General features: G+C 40.2%; 21 protein-coding genes. 4 read left to right on the forward strand and 17 right to left on the reverse strand.

All coding sequences use genetic code 11. The features are described 5' to 3' along the window. Positions 1 to 2,151 carry a TonB-dependent siderophore receptor gene (locus tag KAN5_RS14235; protein ID WP_244389968.1) on the forward strand — a complete coding sequence of 717 codons (2,151 nt, stop codon included), beginning with the start codon at positions 1 to 3 and terminating at the stop codon, positions 2,149 to 2,151. A 77-nt stretch (positions 2,152 to 2,228) separates the two neighbouring features. Here KAN5_RS14235 and KAN5_RS14240 read toward each other — a convergent pair whose 3' ends face one another. The 15 genes from KAN5_RS14240 to KAN5_RS14310 all read right to left on the reverse strand — a co-directional run bounded on the left by KAN5_RS14240 (position 2,229) and on the right by KAN5_RS14310 (position 13,224). Next, complete coding sequence (locus KAN5_RS14240) at positions 2,229 to 2,444, reverse strand: EF-hand domain-containing protein (RefSeq protein ID WP_016710400.1); 216 nt, start codon at positions 2,442 to 2,444, stop codon at positions 2,229 to 2,231. Between the two features lie 68 nt (positions 2,445 to 2,512). Next, positions 2,513 to 2,725 carry a calmodulin gene (locus tag KAN5_RS14245; RefSeq protein ID WP_016710401.1) on the reverse strand — a complete coding sequence of 71 codons (213 nt, stop codon included), beginning with the start codon at positions 2,723 to 2,725 and terminating at the stop codon, positions 2,513 to 2,515. Positions 2,726 to 2,877: 152 nt separating this feature from the next. After that, on the reverse strand, positions 2,878 to 3,090 hold the full coding sequence (locus tag KAN5_RS14250; RefSeq protein ID WP_244389969.1) for an EF-hand domain-containing protein: 213 nt from the start codon (positions 3,088 to 3,090) through the stop codon (positions 2,878 to 2,880). A 485-nt stretch (positions 3,091 to 3,575) separates the two neighbouring features. Then, positions 3,576 to 4,055, reverse strand: a complete 480-nt coding sequence (locus KAN5_RS14255) for an OsmC family protein (RefSeq protein ID WP_244389970.1) — start codon at positions 4,053 to 4,055, stop codon at positions 3,576 to 3,578. 14 nt (positions 4,056 to 4,069) lie between these two features. Beyond that, positions 4,070 to 4,489, reverse strand: a complete 420-nt coding sequence (locus tag KAN5_RS14260; protein ID WP_029216279.1) for a GNAT family N-acetyltransferase — start codon at positions 4,487 to 4,489, stop codon at positions 4,070 to 4,072. 52 nt (positions 4,490 to 4,541) lie between these two features. Next, a complete protein-coding gene (locus KAN5_RS14265) occupies positions 4,542 to 5,135 on the reverse strand; it encodes a DUF998 domain-containing protein (protein WP_244389971.1) in 594 nt (197 codons plus the stop codon). Positions 5,136 to 5,314: 179 nt separating this feature from the next. Continuing rightward, positions 5,315 to 5,527: a calmodulin gene (locus tag KAN5_RS14270; RefSeq protein WP_244389972.1), complete on the reverse strand. Its 213-nt coding sequence runs from the start codon at positions 5,525 to 5,527 to the stop codon at positions 5,315 to 5,317. Between the two features lie 146 nt (positions 5,528 to 5,673). After that, positions 5,674 to 5,886, reverse strand: coding sequence for a calmodulin (locus KAN5_RS14275; RefSeq protein WP_016710407.1), 213 nt, complete (start codon positions 5,884 to 5,886; stop codon positions 5,674 to 5,676). A 147-nt stretch (positions 5,887 to 6,033) separates the two neighbouring features. Further along, positions 6,034 to 6,246, reverse strand: coding sequence for a calmodulin (locus KAN5_RS14280; RefSeq protein WP_016710407.1), 213 nt, complete (start codon positions 6,244 to 6,246; stop codon positions 6,034 to 6,036). Positions 6,247 to 6,320: 74 nt separating this feature from the next. Next, positions 6,321 to 6,533: a calmodulin gene (locus KAN5_RS14285; protein ID WP_016710408.1), complete on the reverse strand. Its 213-nt coding sequence runs from the start codon at positions 6,531 to 6,533 to the stop codon at positions 6,321 to 6,323. A gap of 442 nt (positions 6,534 to 6,975) precedes the next feature. Beyond that, positions 6,976 to 7,656, reverse strand: a complete 681-nt coding sequence (locus KAN5_RS14290) for a flagellar brake protein (RefSeq protein WP_016710409.1) — start codon at positions 7,654 to 7,656, stop codon at positions 6,976 to 6,978. Positions 7,657 to 7,733: 77 nt separating this feature from the next. Further along, positions 7,734 to 9,185 (reverse strand): TrkH family potassium uptake protein, encoded by a 1,452-nt coding sequence (locus KAN5_RS14295; protein ID WP_016710410.1) that lies wholly within the window; start codon positions 9,183 to 9,185, stop codon positions 7,734 to 7,736. A 51-nt stretch (positions 9,186 to 9,236) separates the two neighbouring features. Then, entirely contained in the window at positions 9,237 to 9,851 is a 615-nt protein-coding gene (locus KAN5_RS14300) for a YigZ family protein (RefSeq protein WP_016710411.1), read from the reverse strand. 58 nt (positions 9,852 to 9,909) lie between these two features. Beyond that, entirely contained in the window at positions 9,910 to 11,232 is a 1,323-nt protein-coding gene (pepQ, locus tag KAN5_RS14305; protein ID WP_016710412.1) for a Xaa-Pro dipeptidase, read from the reverse strand. A gap of 105 nt (positions 11,233 to 11,337) precedes the next feature. Next, entirely contained in the window at positions 11,338 to 13,224 is a 1,887-nt protein-coding gene (locus tag KAN5_RS14310; RefSeq protein ID WP_016710413.1) for a transglycosylase SLT domain-containing protein, read from the reverse strand. Positions 13,225 to 13,417: 193 nt separating this feature from the next. Here KAN5_RS14310 and fadB point away from each other — a divergent pair, with 193 nt between their 5' ends. The 3 genes from fadB to tusA all read left to right on the forward strand — a co-directional run bounded on the left by fadB (position 13,418) and on the right by tusA (position 17,193). Beyond that, the gene (gene fadB / locus KAN5_RS14315) at positions 13,418 to 15,577 is read left to right on the forward strand and encodes a fatty acid oxidation complex subunit alpha FadB (RefSeq protein WP_244389973.1); all 2,160 of its coding nucleotides are present in this window, start codon (positions 13,418 to 13,420) and stop codon (positions 15,575 to 15,577) included. 4 nt (positions 15,578 to 15,581) lie between these two features. Next, positions 15,582 to 16,751, forward strand: a complete 1,170-nt coding sequence (fadA, locus tag KAN5_RS14320; RefSeq protein ID WP_244389974.1) for an acetyl-CoA C-acyltransferase FadA — start codon at positions 15,582 to 15,584, stop codon at positions 16,749 to 16,751. A 202-nt stretch (positions 16,752 to 16,953) separates the two neighbouring features. Then, on the forward strand, positions 16,954 to 17,193 hold the full coding sequence (gene tusA, locus KAN5_RS14325) for a sulfurtransferase TusA (RefSeq protein WP_244389975.1): 240 nt from the start codon (positions 16,954 to 16,956) through the stop codon (positions 17,191 to 17,193). 62 nt (positions 17,194 to 17,255) lie between these two features. Here tusA and KAN5_RS14330 read toward each other — a convergent pair whose 3' ends face one another. Both KAN5_RS14330 and KAN5_RS14335 read right to left on the reverse strand, forming a co-directional pair. Continuing rightward, complete coding sequence (locus tag KAN5_RS14330) at positions 17,256 to 18,878, reverse strand: P-loop NTPase fold protein (protein WP_244389976.1); 1,623 nt, start codon at positions 18,876 to 18,878, stop codon at positions 17,256 to 17,258. A gap of 72 nt (positions 18,879 to 18,950) precedes the next feature. Continuing rightward, complete coding sequence (locus tag KAN5_RS14335) at positions 18,951 to 19,400, reverse strand: hypothetical protein (RefSeq protein ID WP_138555542.1); 450 nt, start codon at positions 19,398 to 19,400, stop codon at positions 18,951 to 18,953. Positions 19,401 to 19,446: the final 46 nt, after the last annotated feature.

Below are 19,446 nucleotides of genomic sequence, written 5' to 3' on the forward strand. Positions count from 1 at the left end.
ATGATGTACCCAGCTTTAAACACGTCTCTTCGCGTTACATACTGCAGCGTTATTAGTATTCTTTTGTGTGGACTAGCCACTAACGCAAATGCTGAAGCTAAAAAAGATATTGAAAAGCTCACCATTGTTGGCGAGCAAGATAATGGTTATAAAGTTAGTTCAATGAACTCAGCTACCGGTCTCGATCTCAGTCACTTGCAAACACCGCAATCAGCGATTGCAATCACCAGTGAATTTATGGCTGATCAACAACTCACTAGCGCTATAGAAGCTATCACCAGTGTAACAGGCATCAACGCCAGAGAAGCCGACAATGGAAAGTTTTCAATTTCAGCGCGTGGTATTAGTGTCACAAGTATTTTATATGATGGTATCGCAACAACTTACGATACCCGTTTCAATTACGGCGATAACCTAACAGATACAGCGATATATGAACGTATTGAAGTTGTTCGCGGCGCAACAGGGTTAATGCTTGGTGCGGGTAACCCATCTGCTGCAATTAATTTAATACGCAAACGCCCTACAGTCCATAATCAAGTAAAACTCAGTGCATCCGTGGGATCTTGGCAAAACTATCGTGGCGTAGTTGACATCTCTGGTAGCTTAAATGACAGCGAAAGTGTCCGTGGACGAGCTGTTGCAGCCTACCAAGATCAGCAATCGTACCAAGATCGATTCTCGCAAAGTCGTAGTACTTTATATGGCATTGTTGAAGCAGATGTCACCGATAATACCTTGCTGACCTTTGCCCTAGATACGCAAACAACTACTCCAAAAGGCACTATGTCCGGCGGTTTACCTATTTTTTATAGCGATGGCAGCCGTACCAACTATGCCAGAGAAACATCGACCGCCCCAAGCTGGTCATCATCTAAAACAAAAGCATTAAATAGCTTTATCAAAGTTGAGCATTATTTCAATAGTAATTGGCAGTTAAGCGCAAGCTATATCTATGGAAATAACGACTTAGAGTATGATGTGTTTTGGGCAACCGGACACCCAGATCCACAAACTAATATAGGTATGGTTCCAGGCTCGTTAAATTATATTGATGCAAACCGCATTCAACGTACCTATGAAATAGAGTTATCGGGTCGATTTAATTGGTTTGGGCAAAACCATCAAATACTTGTTGGCTATAATGACCAAGAGCAAGATTTCTCAACGCCGTACTTTCCTGCTCAAGAAAATGCCACTATTATCGGCGACTTTAGCGCACCAGATTACGACTACCCAAAGCCAACCTGGCAAGCGGCGCCTGCTTATGGCTCATACGGCACCACACAACAGAGTGCGCTTTATTTTGCCACTCAACTTAACTTAACCAATGATTTATCGGTAATTTTAGGTAGCCGCTTAAACCAATGGCAAACGTCGCAAGATAACTTTGGTAGCGTTCATGATTATGAGTTAGATAATGAACTAACTAATTACCTAGGCACTACCTACGCTATAAATCAAAATTGGGCGCTATATGCAAATTACACAGATATATTTACACCGCAAAGCCGAGTTGACGAAAATGGTAATTACTTAGCGCCAATTCAAGGTAAAAATTATGAAGTGGGAATTAAGGCTTCATTATTAAATGAGCGTTTAGATATCTCATTGTCTGGTTTTGAAATTCATCAAGACAATTGGGGGGAATATACGGGTGAAACCATTCCAGATACTTTACAAGCAATTTATCAACCTATTGATGGCACAGTCACAGATGGCTTTGAGTTCGAGCTCAATGGGGCAATTAGTGATGTATGGAATGCATACTTTGGATATACCCGCAGTGAAGGTGAAAACCCCGATGGTACACCTTTAAATACCACCAACCCAAAAGATCAGTTTAAATTATTCACTAGTTATCAACTAAGTGATAGCTTACAAGGAGTGAAAATTGGCGGAGGTTATCGCTGGCAAAGTCGCAGCTATGATGAGGTAAGCAACCCTGTACTGGGCACAGTTGAAGTTGAACAACAAGCCTATGGAGTGGCCAGTTTAATGGCTAGCTACCAAATCAATCAGCAAATGGCCGTGAGCTTAAATGTTGATAACTTATTTGATAAGACGTACTACAACCAAATCGGTTTTTACAACCAATATCGTTACGGCAGTCCGCGGAAATTCTCTTTGCAGTTTGACTACAGTTTGTAACCAGACGCGTTCAAATTTAAATAAAAAAAGCAGCTTAATGAAGCTGCTTTTTTGTGTAGGAGTATATTTCTATCTGTTTATTGTACTTTGGCAAACTCTTCTTTTGATAATTCACCGTTGCTATCAGTGTCTAAATCAGAAAAGATTTCAACTAGCTGTGCATTAACCGACGCTTCTTTTTGGCTTATCACACCATCACCATCGGTATCAAAAGTATCAAAGCTAACTGCCGCAAACGCAGTAGATGAAGCCGCTAGGGCAATAATTGCAAGTGTTGTATTAATATGTTTCATAGTGTTATTCCTAATAATTTAAAGTGAGAGAAATCCTTTTCAGAGATCCCTGTTTGTGGAAACTGAAATTACGCTTTTGAAAATTCTTCTTTCGATAACTCACCGTCTTGGTCAGTATCTAATTCAGCAAATTGGCTCATCAGCTTGGCATCAACAGCCGCTTCGCTTTGACTAATTGTGCCGCTACCATCAACATCTAAAGTATCAAAGTCAGTGCCAGCAAAAGCTGCGGAAGAAGATGCTAATGCAATAAGTGCTAATGTTTTATTTAATGTATTCATAATCTGTTCCTTCAATGTACTATCAAAAAAATTACTCATGTTTTCGCTACTCACACTGTCCTTGTTATTCTTTTTAATAGGCTCCTTGCCTATTTAGGTGTCTTGGGCACTCAGAACTGAGCAGCATTTTATGCAAGCTAGGTTCAGCACCATTAAGCTTTTGAAAATTCTTCTTTTGATAACTCACCGTCTTGGTCAGTATCAAGTTCAGTAAATTTAGCCGAAAGAGCTGCATCAACAGATGCTTCTTGCTGACTAATTGCGCCATTGCCATCAACGTCTAACGTATCGAAATCTGTACCAGCAAAAGCTGCAGAAGAAGACGCTAATGCGATAAGTGCTAATGTTTTATTTAATGTGTTCATAATAAATATTCCTTCAAAGTTTATGGTTGTGAACGTAAGCGGTAATCAGCTTTTCGTTCAGTACAACTAGACTATTACAACTTCGGTGCCAACAATTTTTAGTTCTTTAATATCATTAGCTTGAAGGTTAAAAGTGAGGATTTTAAAGATCTAACGATTGATTTTTGTGGCTAATTTGCAACAGGGAATTTGAAAAGAAAAATAAGTCATTTAAAATCATGGGTTTAAATTTATTTAAAATGACGCAATTTTAGATTACCTAAGTAGTTATATACGATATTAGAGCGCAAGCAGCCATACAGTAGCTAAACCATAATAATTTTTAAAATTTAATTTAAAAACAAACACTCGCAACACTTTGATTTTAAATGACTTAAAAATAAATTTTAAAGAAAAACAAAATAAAAATATCATTTTTTGAGTAAAAGTAGGTTTTGTTGCCATTGTGCGAAAGTTCAATGGCGAAGTAATTCAATTCACTATAATTAAGTCTCACCAAGATAGTCAATTTCAGTCACTATGTTTGTTTTTACTGAATTCGCGATAAAGCACAATTCATGAGCTTGATGATGAAATGACTCTAACTGCGCCAAGCTTAATTTATGCCCTGCTGCTGGTTTAACTGCGGGCTTTAATGTCACTTGGGTCATTGCCATTCGTCCTTGGTTGTCTTTTTCCATCACACCGACGGCATTATCAATATAACTATCAATTTTAATTTGATGCTTGGCCACAATCGATAGAAAAAACAACATGTGACAGCTCGACAAAGATGCAATAAATGCTTCTTCTGGATCGACATTTTCGACCACCGAATAAGGCAGCGGCACGATATGAGGTGAAGACGATGCCGCTACACTTAACCCGCCATCAAATTCCCAGCGGTGAGCACGGCTATACTTATTATCTACAAACTCTTCATCTGCTTGGCGCGACCAAGCAACACTTGCTATATACTCAGACATTGAAATTTCCCACCCTAATTAAATTTACACATCCCACAGCCGAGCTCTTCATTTGGCCGACTCAAGTAACCGTAACGAGCATAAAAAGCCTCTTTACCTTTAACTGAGAGCAGCCCAATTGTCGCACCGTTTTTAGCCGCTTCGGACAAGTACTGCTCTATATTACCCATTATTAACGTACCAATACCTTGCCTTTGAAAATTGGGGTCAACAGCAACATCCTGAATATAAAAAAATAAGCCACTATCCCCGATCACACGACCCATACCAACAAGTAAGCCTTCCAGCCTGATCACGACATGAAATAGCGAGCTGTTTAAGCTCGCCTTTGCCAGCTCTGGGGCGACTTTCCCCCAGCCAACTTTTTCTCTTAATAAACAATACTCTTCCAAAGTTGGGCTACTCAACTCCACTGTATACCTTACACTTTGCATTACCTCTGCCTCTTTGCAGCTCTAAAAACAACTGCCGTTGTTAAACCTAATATTAAATCACTAACGAAAATGCGCTTAACCACAGCAATTGCACACCATAAGCAAGCCGTTGATACAATCCGGCATCACCCTGCTGCTTAAATGCTTTTGCCAACAAAATTACAAAATAACCCGTAAAGGCCACGGCCAGTATTGAAAAAACCCTAAAGCCGATACTGACATAATCACTCATGGCGACAAAAATAGCGGCAAAAAACAAAGATAACAACATAATAAGCCCTGCCCAAGAGTGTATTTGGCAACTCAAGGTTGGCGTTTTTGTTTGAGGATCCGCATCCATCGGGAAGTACCCTGCAAGCCAAGTCGCTACACCGTGACTGATGGTTAACCAACCAACTAATGTAATGAGTGTGGGAGTATCTTTCAGCTGCAACACATACCAGCCAAATAAACAGAATAATAAACCAAGTGGGTAATTATTAATGATAGGAGAAAGTTTTTCGGTAGGACTGCCAGCGGCACCGAGCTCACTGCAAAACTGTTTTTTATGGCTATAACCAGGGTAATATTTACCAGCAATGTACACCCCAACAATAATCCAAGTACTAGCAATTAAAGCGGAATATAAGCCAAGAAAACTTAACATAATCAACGTCCATGCTTAAATTAGGAACTTGATAATAAGCTGATTTAGTTAAGCTGTAAACTAGATACCGTGTTATGAGAAAAAGACCAAGTATAAAAAAAGCAGCCCGGGGTATTGGCTGCTTTTGAACGTAATAAATGAAAAATCCTTTTCAAGAATCCTTGTCCGCGAAGGGTTAATTACGCGTTTTCGAACTCTTCTTTAGATAACTCACCGTTTTGGTCAGTATCAAGCTCTGCAAATTGGCTCATAAGGTCTGCATCAACTGACGCTTCGCTTTGGCTGATTGCGCCGTTGCCATCGACATCTAACGTGTCAAAGTCTGTTGCTGCGAATGCTGCTGATGAAGATGCTAGGGCAATAAGTGCTAGTGTTTTATTTAATGTGTTCATAATTAATATTCCTTCAATGTACTATCAAAAAATTTGTTCAATACCGATTTAAAATGCAGTGAAAGTCTTCCTTGTTATCCTTTATCATGGGGTCCTTTCCCACTTAGGTTGTCTTTGGCAACTCAGGATAATCTCAGCATTTGTTTTTAAGCTTTAGAAAACTCTTCTTTTGATAACTCACCGTTTTGGTCAGTATCAAGCTCTGCAAATTGGCTCATAAGGTCTGCATCAACTGACGCTTCGCTTTGGCTGATTGCGCCATTGCCATCAACATCTAACGTGTCAAAGTCTGTTGCTGCGAATGCTGCTGATGAAGATGCTAGAGCAATAAGTGCTAGTGTTTTATTTAATGTGTTCATAATTAATATTCCTTCAATGTACTATCAAAAAATTTGTTCAATACCGAATTTAAAATGCAGTGAAAGTCTTCCTTGTTATCCTTTATCATGGGGTCCTTTCCCACTTAGGTTGTCTTTGGCAACTCAGGATAATCTCAGCATTTGTTTTTAAGCTTTAGAAAACTCTTCTTTTGATAACTCACCGTTTTGGTCAGTATCAAGCTCTGCAAATTGGCTCATAAGGTCTGCATCAACTGACGCTTCGCTTTGGCTGATTGCGCCATTACCATCAACATCTAACGTGTCAAAGTCTGTTGCTGCGAATGCTGCTGATGAAGATGCTAAAGCAATAAGTGCTAGTGTTTTATTTAATGTGTTCATAATAATATTCCTTAAAAATCAATTAAGAATGGAAGTCCTTTTCAGAGATCCCTGCTTTAAAACTGCGACCTAACTTACGCTTTAGAAAACTCTTCTTTTGAAAGTTCGCCATTGCCATCAGTATCAAGTTCTGCAAATTGGCTCATAAGTTCTGCATCAACTGACGCTTCGCTTTGGCTGATTGCGCCATTGCCATCAACATCTAACGTGTCAAAGTCTGTTGCCGCGAATGCTGCTGATGATGATGCTAGGGCAATAAGTGCTAATGTTTTATTTAATGTGTTCATAATAATATTCCTTCAATGTTTATGGTTTCGAACGTTGCTGATAAATCATCATTTCGTTCAGTACAACTAGACTATTACAACTTCGGTGCCAAAGTTTAAAAACACATAAAAATCAATGAATTAAAATTAAAAATAGGTTTTTACAGAAAATTACCGCTGTTTTTTGTTGCCTTTTAGCAACATGCAAGAAGAGATTTTTGCCTTTCATTTTAAAATCAATGAGTTAAAAAAGATGAAAATGACGCAGATTAAGTGAGATTCACTTTATAGCAGGTAAGTAAAGTAATAGGCTGTAGAATTAACGCACTAAAAAGTAACAGACAAAATAAATTTAAAAGATTAAAACATTGATATTTAACAATAATAAAAATAAATTTGCGGTTTTTTGATTGCACTCTTTGATATTCGCTATTTTGTTGCAAAATAGCGAATACCTTCAGAATTAGACTAGCGGCTCGAGTACCGAAAGATCAATAAAATGCTCTTTCATAAAGGTTTTCATTTCATCCTCACTGGCACTTAATTGAATTCCGAACTGTGCCCCCATAGCCCGACTTTTAATACTGCATATTTGCCCACTAAACTCAGTGGTGCCCTTGTTGCTTTTATCAAGCACAATATTGCACTGGGTATTTTTTAATTCACTAAGATCATCTTGACCTTTAACATCAAATAAAACCCCCGTGACGGAAATATCTTTAATTACCCCATGCAACTCGCGTTCGTCACACAGTTTTATTTTTGCTGGTAATAATGTAGGAATACGAGTTTGCGAACGTAAACTAAACAATTGTACTTGGCTTGGAAAGTTGAGATAAATAAGCCGTGCGGGGTGTGAGGATACCGACATGATTTGCTCTCGAAATGCGATGACTTGCCCACCACCACTTTCAAGTACAGCTCGGACTATGACCACCACACCATCTTTTAAATACTCTCCGGCGTTATTTAAACGCTTTACAGGTGGGTAGTTTAAAATTACAAAGCGATCATGCAATAGCCCAACAAACTCAGTTTTAAGGCGTTTGCTGGTTGTTGGCGTTAATATTTCTACATCAACAATACTACCAGCACTAATATGGGCTAGGTTTTCTAAATTTAATTGCCGTCTTGTTTTTGGCATATCCTTTCCAACTGCAAAAGTAATTTAAGATAAATAATAACCGATATAAAATTTAAAGCGATAAGCTTAAGTACTGATCAGCCACGCCAGAATGTTGGTGTAAATAACACTAACAAAGTAAATATCTCTAACCGGCCAAATACCATAGCAATAGTTAATAACCATTTAGCCCCATCACTTATTGCACCATAGTGTGCTGCAACATCACCAAGGCCTGGACCTAAGTTATTTAAACAAGCTGCGGTGGCTGAGAATGCCGTAATGTTGTCCATTCCGGTGCCCATTAATGCCAGCATGATGATCACAAATACCAACGCATAGGCGGAGAAAAACCCCCAAACGGCCTCAACAACTTTATCTGGTAAGGCCTTACGCCCCAGTTTTATTGAATAGATAGCACGAGGATGGACAAGACGGTTAAGCTCACGCACCCCTTGAAGATAAAGTAAAAACACTCGCACCACTTTCATACCACCACCGGTAGAGCCTGCGCAACCACCTATAAAGCTAGAAAATATCAGCAGGATTGGTAAGAACAACGGCCAAGCTGAAAAAGTATCTGTTGCAAAGCCTGCTGTTGTGCTGATAGACACAGCTTGAAATAGTGCTTGGTCCAGTGTTTCGTCACCATCGGCATAGATGTTATTCGATGATAAAACAGTAAAGCACACGACAACCAATGCTAATTGAATAAACAAGAACACCTTAAATTCAGGGTCACGTAAATATACGCGCAGATTGCGACTTGATACTGCTGCATAGTGCAAAGAAAAGTTAACCGCCGCAATAATCAAAAAAACCACACAAATAAAGTTAATTAACGGGCTGTCAAAATGCCCTATTGATGCATCATAGGTAGAGAACCCACCAATCGCGACTGTCGAAAATGAATGGCAAATTGCGTCAAACCAGTCCATTCCTGCCGCCCAATATGCCAGTGTACATGCAATGGTTAACGACACGTAGATATACCAAAGGTGTTTAGCTGTGTCGGCTATGCGTGGGGTCATTTTAGAATCTTTAACCGGGCCCGGTATTTCGGCGCGATATAACTGCATACCACCAACACCAAGCATAGGCAAAATAGCAACGGCTAGCACGATTATCCCCATACCGCCAAACCATTGCAGTTGCTGACGATAAAACAAGACTGATTTGGGAAGGTACTCTATCCCTGTAAGCACTGTCGCACCGGTTGTGGTTAAACCAGAAAAAGCCTCAAATACAGCATCGGCTAAGGATAAATTAGGTTCTTGTAAAAAAATTAGTGGTAAGGAGGCGAATGCGCCAAGTACTAACCAAAATAACACTACGATTAAAAAGCCTTCCCGCGCTTTTAAATCACCATGTTCTTGTCGATTAGGATAATAAGCAGCTAAGCCAATAATAACGCTGAAAATAAACGCCAATACAAAAGGCACACCGCCACCATCTTTATAAACTAGCGAGACAACTGCCGGTGGCACCATAGTAATACTAAATAAGACAACTAGTTGGCCAAGAATTTTAATGATGGTACGAAATTGCATGTAGCTATCGCTTTTATTATTAGTTAATCGTTCTGATGTATGGTTATTGTCTTACTGTTTAATACTTAACTCAACTGCGCCATGGCTCAAATCATAAATATCTTTAATAGCTTGCGCAGCTTGACGACTATCAATGGTGATCATCCATTCAATATTAGCAGTAAATTGCTTTTCTATATTAAGAACTTGGAATTGTGTTTTTAATAATTGTTCAATTGCTCCTTGAATACTGTAATCACTATAACCAATCAACTCAACACTCGGTACTTTTACCGTTGTTGTTAACTGTGTCAGTGCATTATTCAATGAGCCACCGTATGCTCTTACTAGACCTCCAGTGCCCAGTTTTATACCACCAAAATAACGCGTTACAACGGCGGTTACTTCCCCAAGCCCAGAACCAATTAATACGTTAAGCATAGGTTTGCCTGCCGTACCATTAGGCTCACCATCATCAGAAAAGCCATAAACATGGCTACCGCCAGGATTACCAGCAACATGTGCCCAACAATTATGACGAGCATCACTGTATTTATTTTCAATTTCACGAATAAACGCTTTGGCTGACGCTAAATCAGGCGTGTGCGCAATATGCACAATAAACGTGCTTTTTTTTATCTCTTCTTGATAAAAAACTGGGGCTGCGGGGTAGTTATATTCAGACATTTTATATACTTATACAAAAATGGGGCCGGCAGGCCCCAATTCTAACTCTGACTTATGATCAATCTAATGCCAGATCACGCGTCATATTTTCAAGGCTATCTTCGTGAACGATGATGTTATCTTCGATTCGAATACCACCAAATGGTTTGAACGCTTCGACTTTTTCCCAATTAATGAACTGCTTGTTGTCGGTTTGCGCTAAGTCACCCAGTAATGAATCGATAAAGTATAATCCTGGCTCAATCGTAAACACTTGGTTTTTCTCAATTAAACGAGTGCAACGCAAGAAAGGGTGTCCTTCTGGTGGCGCTTGATGAGTGCCTTTCTCGTCAGCCATAAAGCCACCCATATCATGCACTTGCAGCCCTAAATGGTGGCCAAGTCCATGCGGGAAGAAAGTAGAAGTAATACCGCGTTCCACAATTTCTGCCGCTGGTAACTTAACAATATTAAAATCACTCAGAACTTGTGCAACACGCTGATGGCAATCTAAATGTAACTCGCCGTAAAGCAATCCTGGTTTTAACGCTTTACCTAAAGCAATTTGATGTTGCGTCATAGCTGCAATTAATTCAGCAAACTCGCCAGACTTTTTAAAATCATAAGTACGCGTAATATCAGCAGCGTAGCCATTAAAATTAGCACCAGCGTCAATTAAAAATGAATGATGCGTTTGTGGTACTTTCGGCTCAAAGTGGGTGTAATGTAAAATCGCGCAATTTTCATTAAGTGCGACAATATTGCCATACGGCATTTCATTTTCACTTTGGCGTGTTGCGATTAAATAGGCTTGCTGAATATCAAACTCAGATCCCCCATTAAAGAATGTATCGCGAGCGGCTTTATGACCATCTACGGCAATACGGTTAGCTTGTCGCAAACATTCAAGCTCGTATTGCGTTTTATACGCACGGTGGTAATTAAAGTAATTAAGAACCGGCTCTGGATTCATAACACTAAAGCCCAGTGCTTGAGCAACTTCTAAATACTCACCAATATAGGCGAATTTCTCTTTATCGTAAGGTAATAACTTTTCTACCTGATCAGGCTTGAGCAACAATTCAATATCAAAATAGTCAGCCCAAAACTCGCGAGGCTCATCAGGTACTTTGTGCCAAAAATCAACCGGACGATAAAATATAAGTTTTGGTTTATCACTACCATTCACTACAACCCAACAATGCGGGTTATCTATTACAGGTAACCAAGCTTTAAAATGCGGGTTAACTTTGAACGGATAATACATGTCGTCTAAAAACTGGCGCTTAGCTTGCCCTGAGTGGATCACTAAACCCTCTAAACCTTCACGATCAATAATAGTGCGAGTACGCTGTTGCAGTGTTGCAATATGTTCGGCGTATGAAACGGCTAATTTATCCATAGTATACCCATCTGTTAAAATTTAACTTATACGAGAGTCTATCATAGACTCATATATACCTAAACGCAGATACGTTAAAGCACCTGCCAGTGCTGATGTATATTCCTAACCACCCATTTTCATATCCAATATTGGCGCCAAAATATTCCCCTCACGACCCATTCGAGTATGGTAAACCTGCCGATAAGCATAGACATTTTTTACGTACTCACGCGTTTCACGATACGGTATTAATTCTATCCATAATTCAGCGGGCATAGCCTCATCAGGTAACCATTTTTTAATTCTATGATAACCTGCATTATATGAAGCCGTTGCTAGGATCTCATTCCCCTGATTCTTCTTTTTCAAGTATTCTAAATACTCAGTACCTAAGCGAATATTTGTTTGCGGTTGATTCAGCCGCTTACTCGAGACCGTGCCTTTATTTACATACTTTGCTGTGCTTGGCAGTAATTGCATTAGACCACGAGCATTCGCGTGAGAGCGCGCATCAGGTGCAAAAGAGCTTTCACGGCGCGAAATAGCAATACTCCAAGTTACATCAATATGATTGCGCTTGCTGTAACGCTCAAACAAATCTTGAAAAGCGAACGGAAAGCGTAACTCTACATAGTCCCATGCTTTAATTTGCGCCAAGGTATAAATAGTGCTGTCGTACCAATCTAATTCTGCAGCGAGCTTAGATGCTGCAAGTTTTTCTTCTTCGCTTGAGGTGCGAGTTAAATAGTTCCATTCTCTGCGCGCGGAAGTAAAACGTTCAAGTTCATACATAGCTTTTGCTCGCTTAAAACCAGGTGCCTGTGCAACTTCGTCAACTAACTTATCACTGACAAGTAATGGCTGGTTATTAAGCTCGACAGGTAATCCCAATCGCGCAGCGGCCAAAAAGCCATAATAGTCACGCTCTTTTGCTACTGTTTGCCAAATCACTTTAGCGCGTTCACTATCACCACGTTGCTCTAAACTGTATGCCAACCAATATTGTTGACCAAGACTCAAGTTTTCTTTGCCGGTAAAAAACGCCACAATGCCAGACCAATCTTGGGTTTTCAGCATATTACCCAATTGCCACTGCATCAATTTACGGTCTTGGCGATCTTTGGGGACTTTATTGAGCCAAAAGCGCGCCTCTGCATGACCGCTCGATGCCAAGGCCAACGCAAATGTATAATACACATCGGCTTTTTGCTCATCAGAATAAGCAAACATCTTATCTAGCTTTTCCCAGGCTTTGAGCGCTAACGTTTTGTCTCGCCAAATTAACCGCTTAATGCCGTAATGGGCAATTTCGCCTTCTTTCACTGTTTTATTTTTATAACGGTACATACCCGCAGCAGCGCTCGGATCACTGCGTACTTTGCGATAAAAATCAGCTAAGTATTGCTCATTCTTGGGCAATAGTGTTTTTAAATACGGTAGTAAACTTTGTGATCCCCCTTGTGCCGATAAGGTAATACGTTGCCAAATCAACTCTTGACTCATATGACCTTTTTTACGCCAAATACTAAATAAAGGGTCACATTCTTCTGGTTGCGACTTACCTACAGTCCAGAGCTCTGTCACTTGATTCATAATCGCTTTTTCAGGGGCGCCTAAATCAAGCTGGTATTGTAAAAACGTACAGGTCAATTCACTGTTGGAGGTTTCACGGTAATTATTAATAAAAGCCGCTTTACGTTTTTTCTTTTGCAGGTTCTGTAACCATGCTTTACGCACAGGCCACTCTAATGGTGTATTTTGATAAATAGTTAAATAGCGTTCAATCTCTGATTGATGCTCAATATCTGGATGGCGTTGCCAGTAAACTTTTTCAACATAGGGCTTTAGTGGGTGATCCAGTTTTTCAACAGCGTCCTTAAACTCTTGATAACTTCCATATCTAGCTGTTTTCTCCGCATCTAAAAATGCGTCATGCTCTGTATTAGCGTCGGCAGAAAATAAAGGAAATAATAATGCAGCTGCCGCAAAGCTTAAAAATTGTTTTTTCATGATGACCTTAATATTCAAAGGTAAATAAAAGACAAACACTTCTCCTACACCTTAGCACCAAACAAGCTATATTTTAACCAGTAGAAAGCTTGGTGAGTAAATTTTTCGTTGCAATTTTAATTTAAAGCAAGCACACTGATTGAAATGCAAACTCATCGTACCAGTCTTAGTTCACTAACTAGGGAGAATAATAATGTTATATAAAAGCGATTCCTTTGAAGTTGCTTTCATCAAGGATAATATCGCCGAGTTCAAGTTTTGTGTTGCCGGCTCTGTCAACACTTTGTCTCAGCAAACCTTGAAAGATTGCGCCTCTGCATTAAAAGAATTAGCAGCAAATACTGATATCAAAGGCATGATTTTTACCAGTGATAAAGAGCACTTTATTATTGGCGCCGATATTTTCGAATTTTTACCAACGTTTACTAAACCAGAAACTGAATTAGTAACCTGGATCAAAGATGCCACAGATGTATTTGACGCATTAGAAGATTTACCATTCCCAACTTTAAGCGCAATAAATGGCTTAGCACTTGGTGGCGGATGTGAGTGGGTACTTGCTACCGATTATCGCGTTGCAAGCTCTACAGCTAAAATTGGCCTTCCAGAAGTAAAACTAGGCATTATGCCTGGTTTTGGTGGCACAGTTCGCTTACCACGCATCGTTGGTGCCGATAATGCCATGCTTTGGATCACCTCTGGTGCAGAAAACCGCGCTGCTGATGCTCTTAAAGTAGGTGCTGTTGATGCGGTAGTTAGTGCTGACAAACTTTTAGACTCAGGTATTTCAACACTTGAATTAGCAATTGCTGGCAAGCTAGATTGGCAAGCCAAACGTAATGTTAAGCTGCAGCCACTTAAATTAAACCGCGTTGAGCAAGGTATGAGCTTTGCAATGGCTGAAGGTATGGTAATGGGTAAAACCAAAGGCCACTATCCTGCTCCGATCATGGCGGTTCGCACTATTAAAGCAGCAGCTAACTGTGAACGCGCGGAAGCAATGGCAATCGAAAATGCTAATTTTGCTAAACTTGCTCGTACTCCAGAAGCTGCCGCACAAACGGGTATCTTCCTTGCTGATCAATACATCAAGGGTAAAGCACGTAAGTCTGCTAAAACCAGTGATTTAGAAATAAAACAAGCCGCTGTTCTTGGCGCAGGTATTATGGGCGGCGGTATCGCTTACCAATCTGCTTATAAAGGCACACCAATCATAATGAAAGACATCCAACAAGATGCACTTGATTTAGGTATGGGTGAAGCATCTAAGCTATTAGGCCAAAAAGTACAGCGCGGTCATATGGCAATGGAGAAAATGGTTGCCACGTTAGGAAAAATTAAACCAACCCTTAATGATAGCGACTTACAAAGTGCAGATATCATTGTAGAAGCCGTGGTTGAAAACCCTAAAGTGAAGCAAGCAGTTTTAGCCGGTCTTGAAAAAGATATGCCAGCGGGCACTATTTTAACTTCTAACACGTCAACGATTCGTATTGACGAGCTAGCAACAGCCCTTGAAAAACCTGAAAACTTCTGTGGTATGCACTTCTTTAACCCAGTGCCTAAAATGCCACTAGTTGAAATTATCCGTGGCGAGAAAACTTCAGAGCAAACAATTAATGCCGTAGTTGATTACGCCTTAAAACTAGGTAAGTCGCCAATTGTTGTAAACGACTGCCCAGGCTTCTTTGTAAACCGCGTTTTATTCCCTTACTTTGCAGGCTTTAGCAAATTAGTTGTTGAAGGCGCTGATTTTGCAAAAGTAGATAAAGTCATGGAAAACGTATTTGGCTGGCCAATGGGCCCTGCCTACTTACTTGATGTTGTAGGTATTGATACGGCTTACCATTGTACTGGCGTTATGGCTGATGGTTTCCCTGAGCGTATGTCTCGTCAAGAAAAAGACCCTGTGACTGTATTCGCCAACGAAAAACGCTTTGGTCAGAAGAACAAAGCAGGTTTCTATCAATATGCACCAGACAGACGTGGCCGCTTGAAAAAAGCCCAAGATCCACAAGCTGTTGAACTACTTAGTTCTATCACTGATGCGCCAAAAGAGTTCGATAAACAAGAAATTATCGACCGCTGTATGGTACCAATGATCAACGAAGTACTGCTTTGTTTACAAGAGAACATTATTGCCTCACCACAAGAAGCTGATATGGCGCTTATTTACGGTATTGGTTTCCCTCCATTTAGAGGCGGTGCGTTCCGTTACTTAGATCAAACTGGACTAGCTAATTTTGTTGCAACAGCAGACAAATATGCTCACCTAGGTGCGATTTACCAAGTATCTGAGCAAACTCGTAAATGGGCTGAAGAAGGCCGTGTTTTCTATAAGGTGGAAGGATAAGACCATGAATACTCCTGTAATTGTAGATTGTATCCGCACGCCAATGGGCCGCTCTAAAGGCGGTGTATTTAAAAATAAGCGTGCTGAAGATTTAAGTGCCCACTTAATGAAGGGCCTCCTTGATCGTAACCCAGCCGTTGATCCAGCATCGATTGACGATATTTATTGGGGTTGCGTGCAACAAACGTTAGAGCAAGGTTTTAACGTTGCTCGTAATGCCGCACTGCTTGCAGGCATTCCGCATACCGTGCCTGCGGTAACAGTAAATCGCTTATGTGGTTCATCAATGCAAGCATTACACGATGCTGCCCGCGCAATCATGACCGGCGCTGGCGATACTTACCTTATTGGCGGTGTTGAGCACATGGGTCACGTACCTATGACGCACGGTAACGACTTTCACCCAGGCCTTGCTACTTCAATTGCACAAGCATCCGGTTCTATGGGGTTAACTGCAGAATACCTTGCAACAATTCATGGTATTAGCCGTGAGCAGCAAGACCAATTTGCCTATCGTTCGCACCAACGCGCCCATGCAGCCACGGTTGAAGGCCGCTTCCGCCGCGAAATCCTCGCAATGGAAGGTCATGACGCAGACGGCTCACTGATTTTAGTTGAAGATGACGAAGTCATTCGCCCAGAAACAACCGTAGAAGGCTTGTCACAGCTTCGCCCTGTGTTTAATCCTGCTTCGGGGTCTGTAACTGCGGGTACTTCTTCTGCACTTTCTGATGGCGCTTCGGCGATGTTAGTAATGAGCGAAGAAAAAGCCAAAGCACTAGGCTTACCAATTCGTGCCCGCGTTAAGGCAATGGCGGTAGCTGGTTGCGATCCATCAATCATGGGTTACGGCCCAGTACCTGCAAGTAAAAAAGCCTTGGCACAAGCAGGTATCACCATTGATGACATCGACGTAGCTGAGCTTAATGAAGCGTTTGCAGCACAATCATTACCAGTATTAAAAGACTTAGGTCTTGCTGATGTGGTTGATGAAAAAGTGAACCTGAACGGCGGCGCAATCGCCCTTGGTCACCCACTAGGTTGTTCAGGCTCGCGTATCAGCACGTCACTTATTCACTTAATGGAAGACAAAAACGCAAAATATGGTTTAGCGACTATGTGTATTGGTTTAGGCCAAGGCATCGCAACCGTATTTGAGCGTGTTCAAGACTGATTAACTTTAGAAACGTAACCAACTCTTGGTGATAAAAAGCCACGTTGATTTATAAATCAACGTGGCTTTTTTATATGTTTTTGCAAATATATTTTTATGGCTGGAGTAGCATTGGTGATGTGACTTTATTTATTGCGGTTAGGCCGTTAAACTAGCAGCCTTAAATTAATCGCTTAGCGCCATTTTAATAAAGGTCACCGCCATGAATTTTGATAACCCCGATCACCAATTAGACGCCATCGGCCTACGCTGCCCAGAGCCTGTCATGATGATCCGCGGCGCGGTACGCAAAATGGAAAATGGCGAAACCTTATTAATCATCGCCGACGACCCATCCACCACCCGCGACATCCCCAGCTTCTGTATGTTTATGGATCACACATTAGTCGCCAAAGAAGTCGATGCAGTACCGTATCGGTATTTGGTGAAGAAAGGGTTGTAATAGCTATCAGCTATCAGCTATCAGCTATCAGCTATCAGCTATCAGCTATCAGCTATCAGCTATCAGCTATCAGAAAATTTATTAGTTAAGCTTATTAAACTCAAGTAGTAATCGAAGGTCACTAGGTTGATTCCAAATAAAGTCATATATGCTTGTAATAATTGAGGGTCGCTAATATCACCATGACCATCGCAATCAAATGTGTGCAAAAACCCTGGATTTCGTATATTGCCCCCACGCCTTAAAACTTCATAAAAGCATTCTATGTAAGCTAAGGTATCTATATTAGGGAAATCTCTCCTATAGCGCAGTAGTTTCTGTTGCTCGTGACCAGGTATTTTTAACACTTGTTTTATATCGCTATTACCGTCATCGGTTAAGGTCATTTCTTCTAATATTTTTTGAAGATTAAGCTTTTCATCTGATAATATTAAAGTTGTTACCTTAGGATCAAAATAAAAATACTCAGCAACAAGAGTAGAATGAAGGTAATCAAACTCTGATTTATTAAACATATAAAGGCATATCAACACAGATAGAACAACAATATCGACTGTTTTTTCGTTCTCTATTAACTCAATAGATGTTAATAACCTATCTGCTAATTGTATTGCAGATCTTGGTGGCAACTTTTTCCAATGAGCAATTTTTACGATTAGTAATGATACTTTCTTTTTCAGATCTTCATTATTTGTAGAGAGAAATGGGAAAAGCAAAATACTACGCTCTTTTAATTCGTCGCAATTTAAGATCGATAGGTCGCAACTAGCCTCTAACAGTGGAGGTGAAACATTCACTTCAAGATGGTATTTTGTATCGAAGAAGCGCCTTAAATAATTATCAGCATTAAATTCATTTCCATATAAGGCTTTTATTGTGTGCTGCAGCTCTTCTGTGTGTGTTGAAACAACTATTACTAACCCTTCAATATCGAATATATGCTTTATGGCCTCAAGCATTTCTACTGCATATGTTGGGCGGCAGCGGTCTAACTCATCAATAAAAATGAATGCAGGATAATCACGAGCTATTGCTCGCAGTCCATTTTTAGGTTTTTCAATTGAGTATTTAACTAACTCTTTTATTGTAGCTTTTAATTCTTTTACGCCTTTTTTATAATCACTATGCTCTTTAAATGCTTGGGTCGTCATAGCTTCCATTGCTGCTGATAAATCTAATGACTTATTGTTTTGTGTTGATGTTGTAGCATCTGCGTCAGAGCTTTCTTCAACAAATAAATCTTCAATATCAAATCCACCATAGCGTTTAACTAATGCAGCTAGGATTTTAGGTAATACTGATATGCCAATATTCTTAAAGCTTTTTCTCTTGGCTTGAGTTAAATGACTTTTGTTGATTGTTTCTAAAAGTTGCTCTTGGATTTCAGCAAGGACGGTAATGATGGGTGAATCCATAAAGTCATTTGACCAAGCATCTATATACACTACAGGATGCTCGTACTTTAAGTCTTCAGCCCAACGTTTTACGAAATAAGTTTTACCTGCGCCCCATTCTGCATTTACGTTAATTACATAAGAGGATTTATTAGGCTTTTCCCTATTCGAGTTTGAGCGGCGAATGAGAATTTTAGTTAGAAGTTCAGCATCTTGCTTTCTATTTAATTGATCTGCAGGATAATTTACACCATCAATTTTTATTTCTTCATTCCATTTCTTAGTATTCATTCTAACGTCCTTGTCACAAATCTATAAGTTCTCTCGGGCAACTGAAAGCTGACGGCTTATAGCTTACAGCTCTTACTTCTTCGTTATCGTCACTTTCGGTTTATCGTAATTCTGATAATCGATGCTAACAATGTAGCTGCCTTTGATCGCTGGGGTGAAGCTGAAGTAATTATAGATGGTATTACAGTCGGCGATGACGGCTTGGCCAAGCACTAATGACTGCCCTGCAGGGTCGACTTCACTGAAGCCACAGTTATAGCCTTCACTAAAATCGGCATCGGCAATTTTAAATTCGTATACTTTACCTGGCGTAGAGAACTTTACATTGGCTTGGTAAATTGCTGGTGCAACTTGCTCAAACTGATATTGTGGCTCTGCATCCCATAAGGTGAAATCGCCGCGTAAGTACATGGTTTTATCAAGCTCTTTGCTAGGCAATACATCGTCAATACTTGGGAGTTGAATTTGGCTCGAACATGCAGTTAATAAGCTAACTACCGCAAGCGTTAAAATACGTTTCATAGGTTAACCTCTAATACAAAAAAGCCAGCATAGTTGCTGGCTTTTT

Source organism: Pseudoalteromonas sp. KAN5 (genome assembly GCF_022846535.1).
Taxonomy (GTDB): domain Bacteria; phylum Pseudomonadota; class Gammaproteobacteria; order Enterobacterales; family Alteromonadaceae; genus Pseudoalteromonas; species Pseudoalteromonas haloplanktis.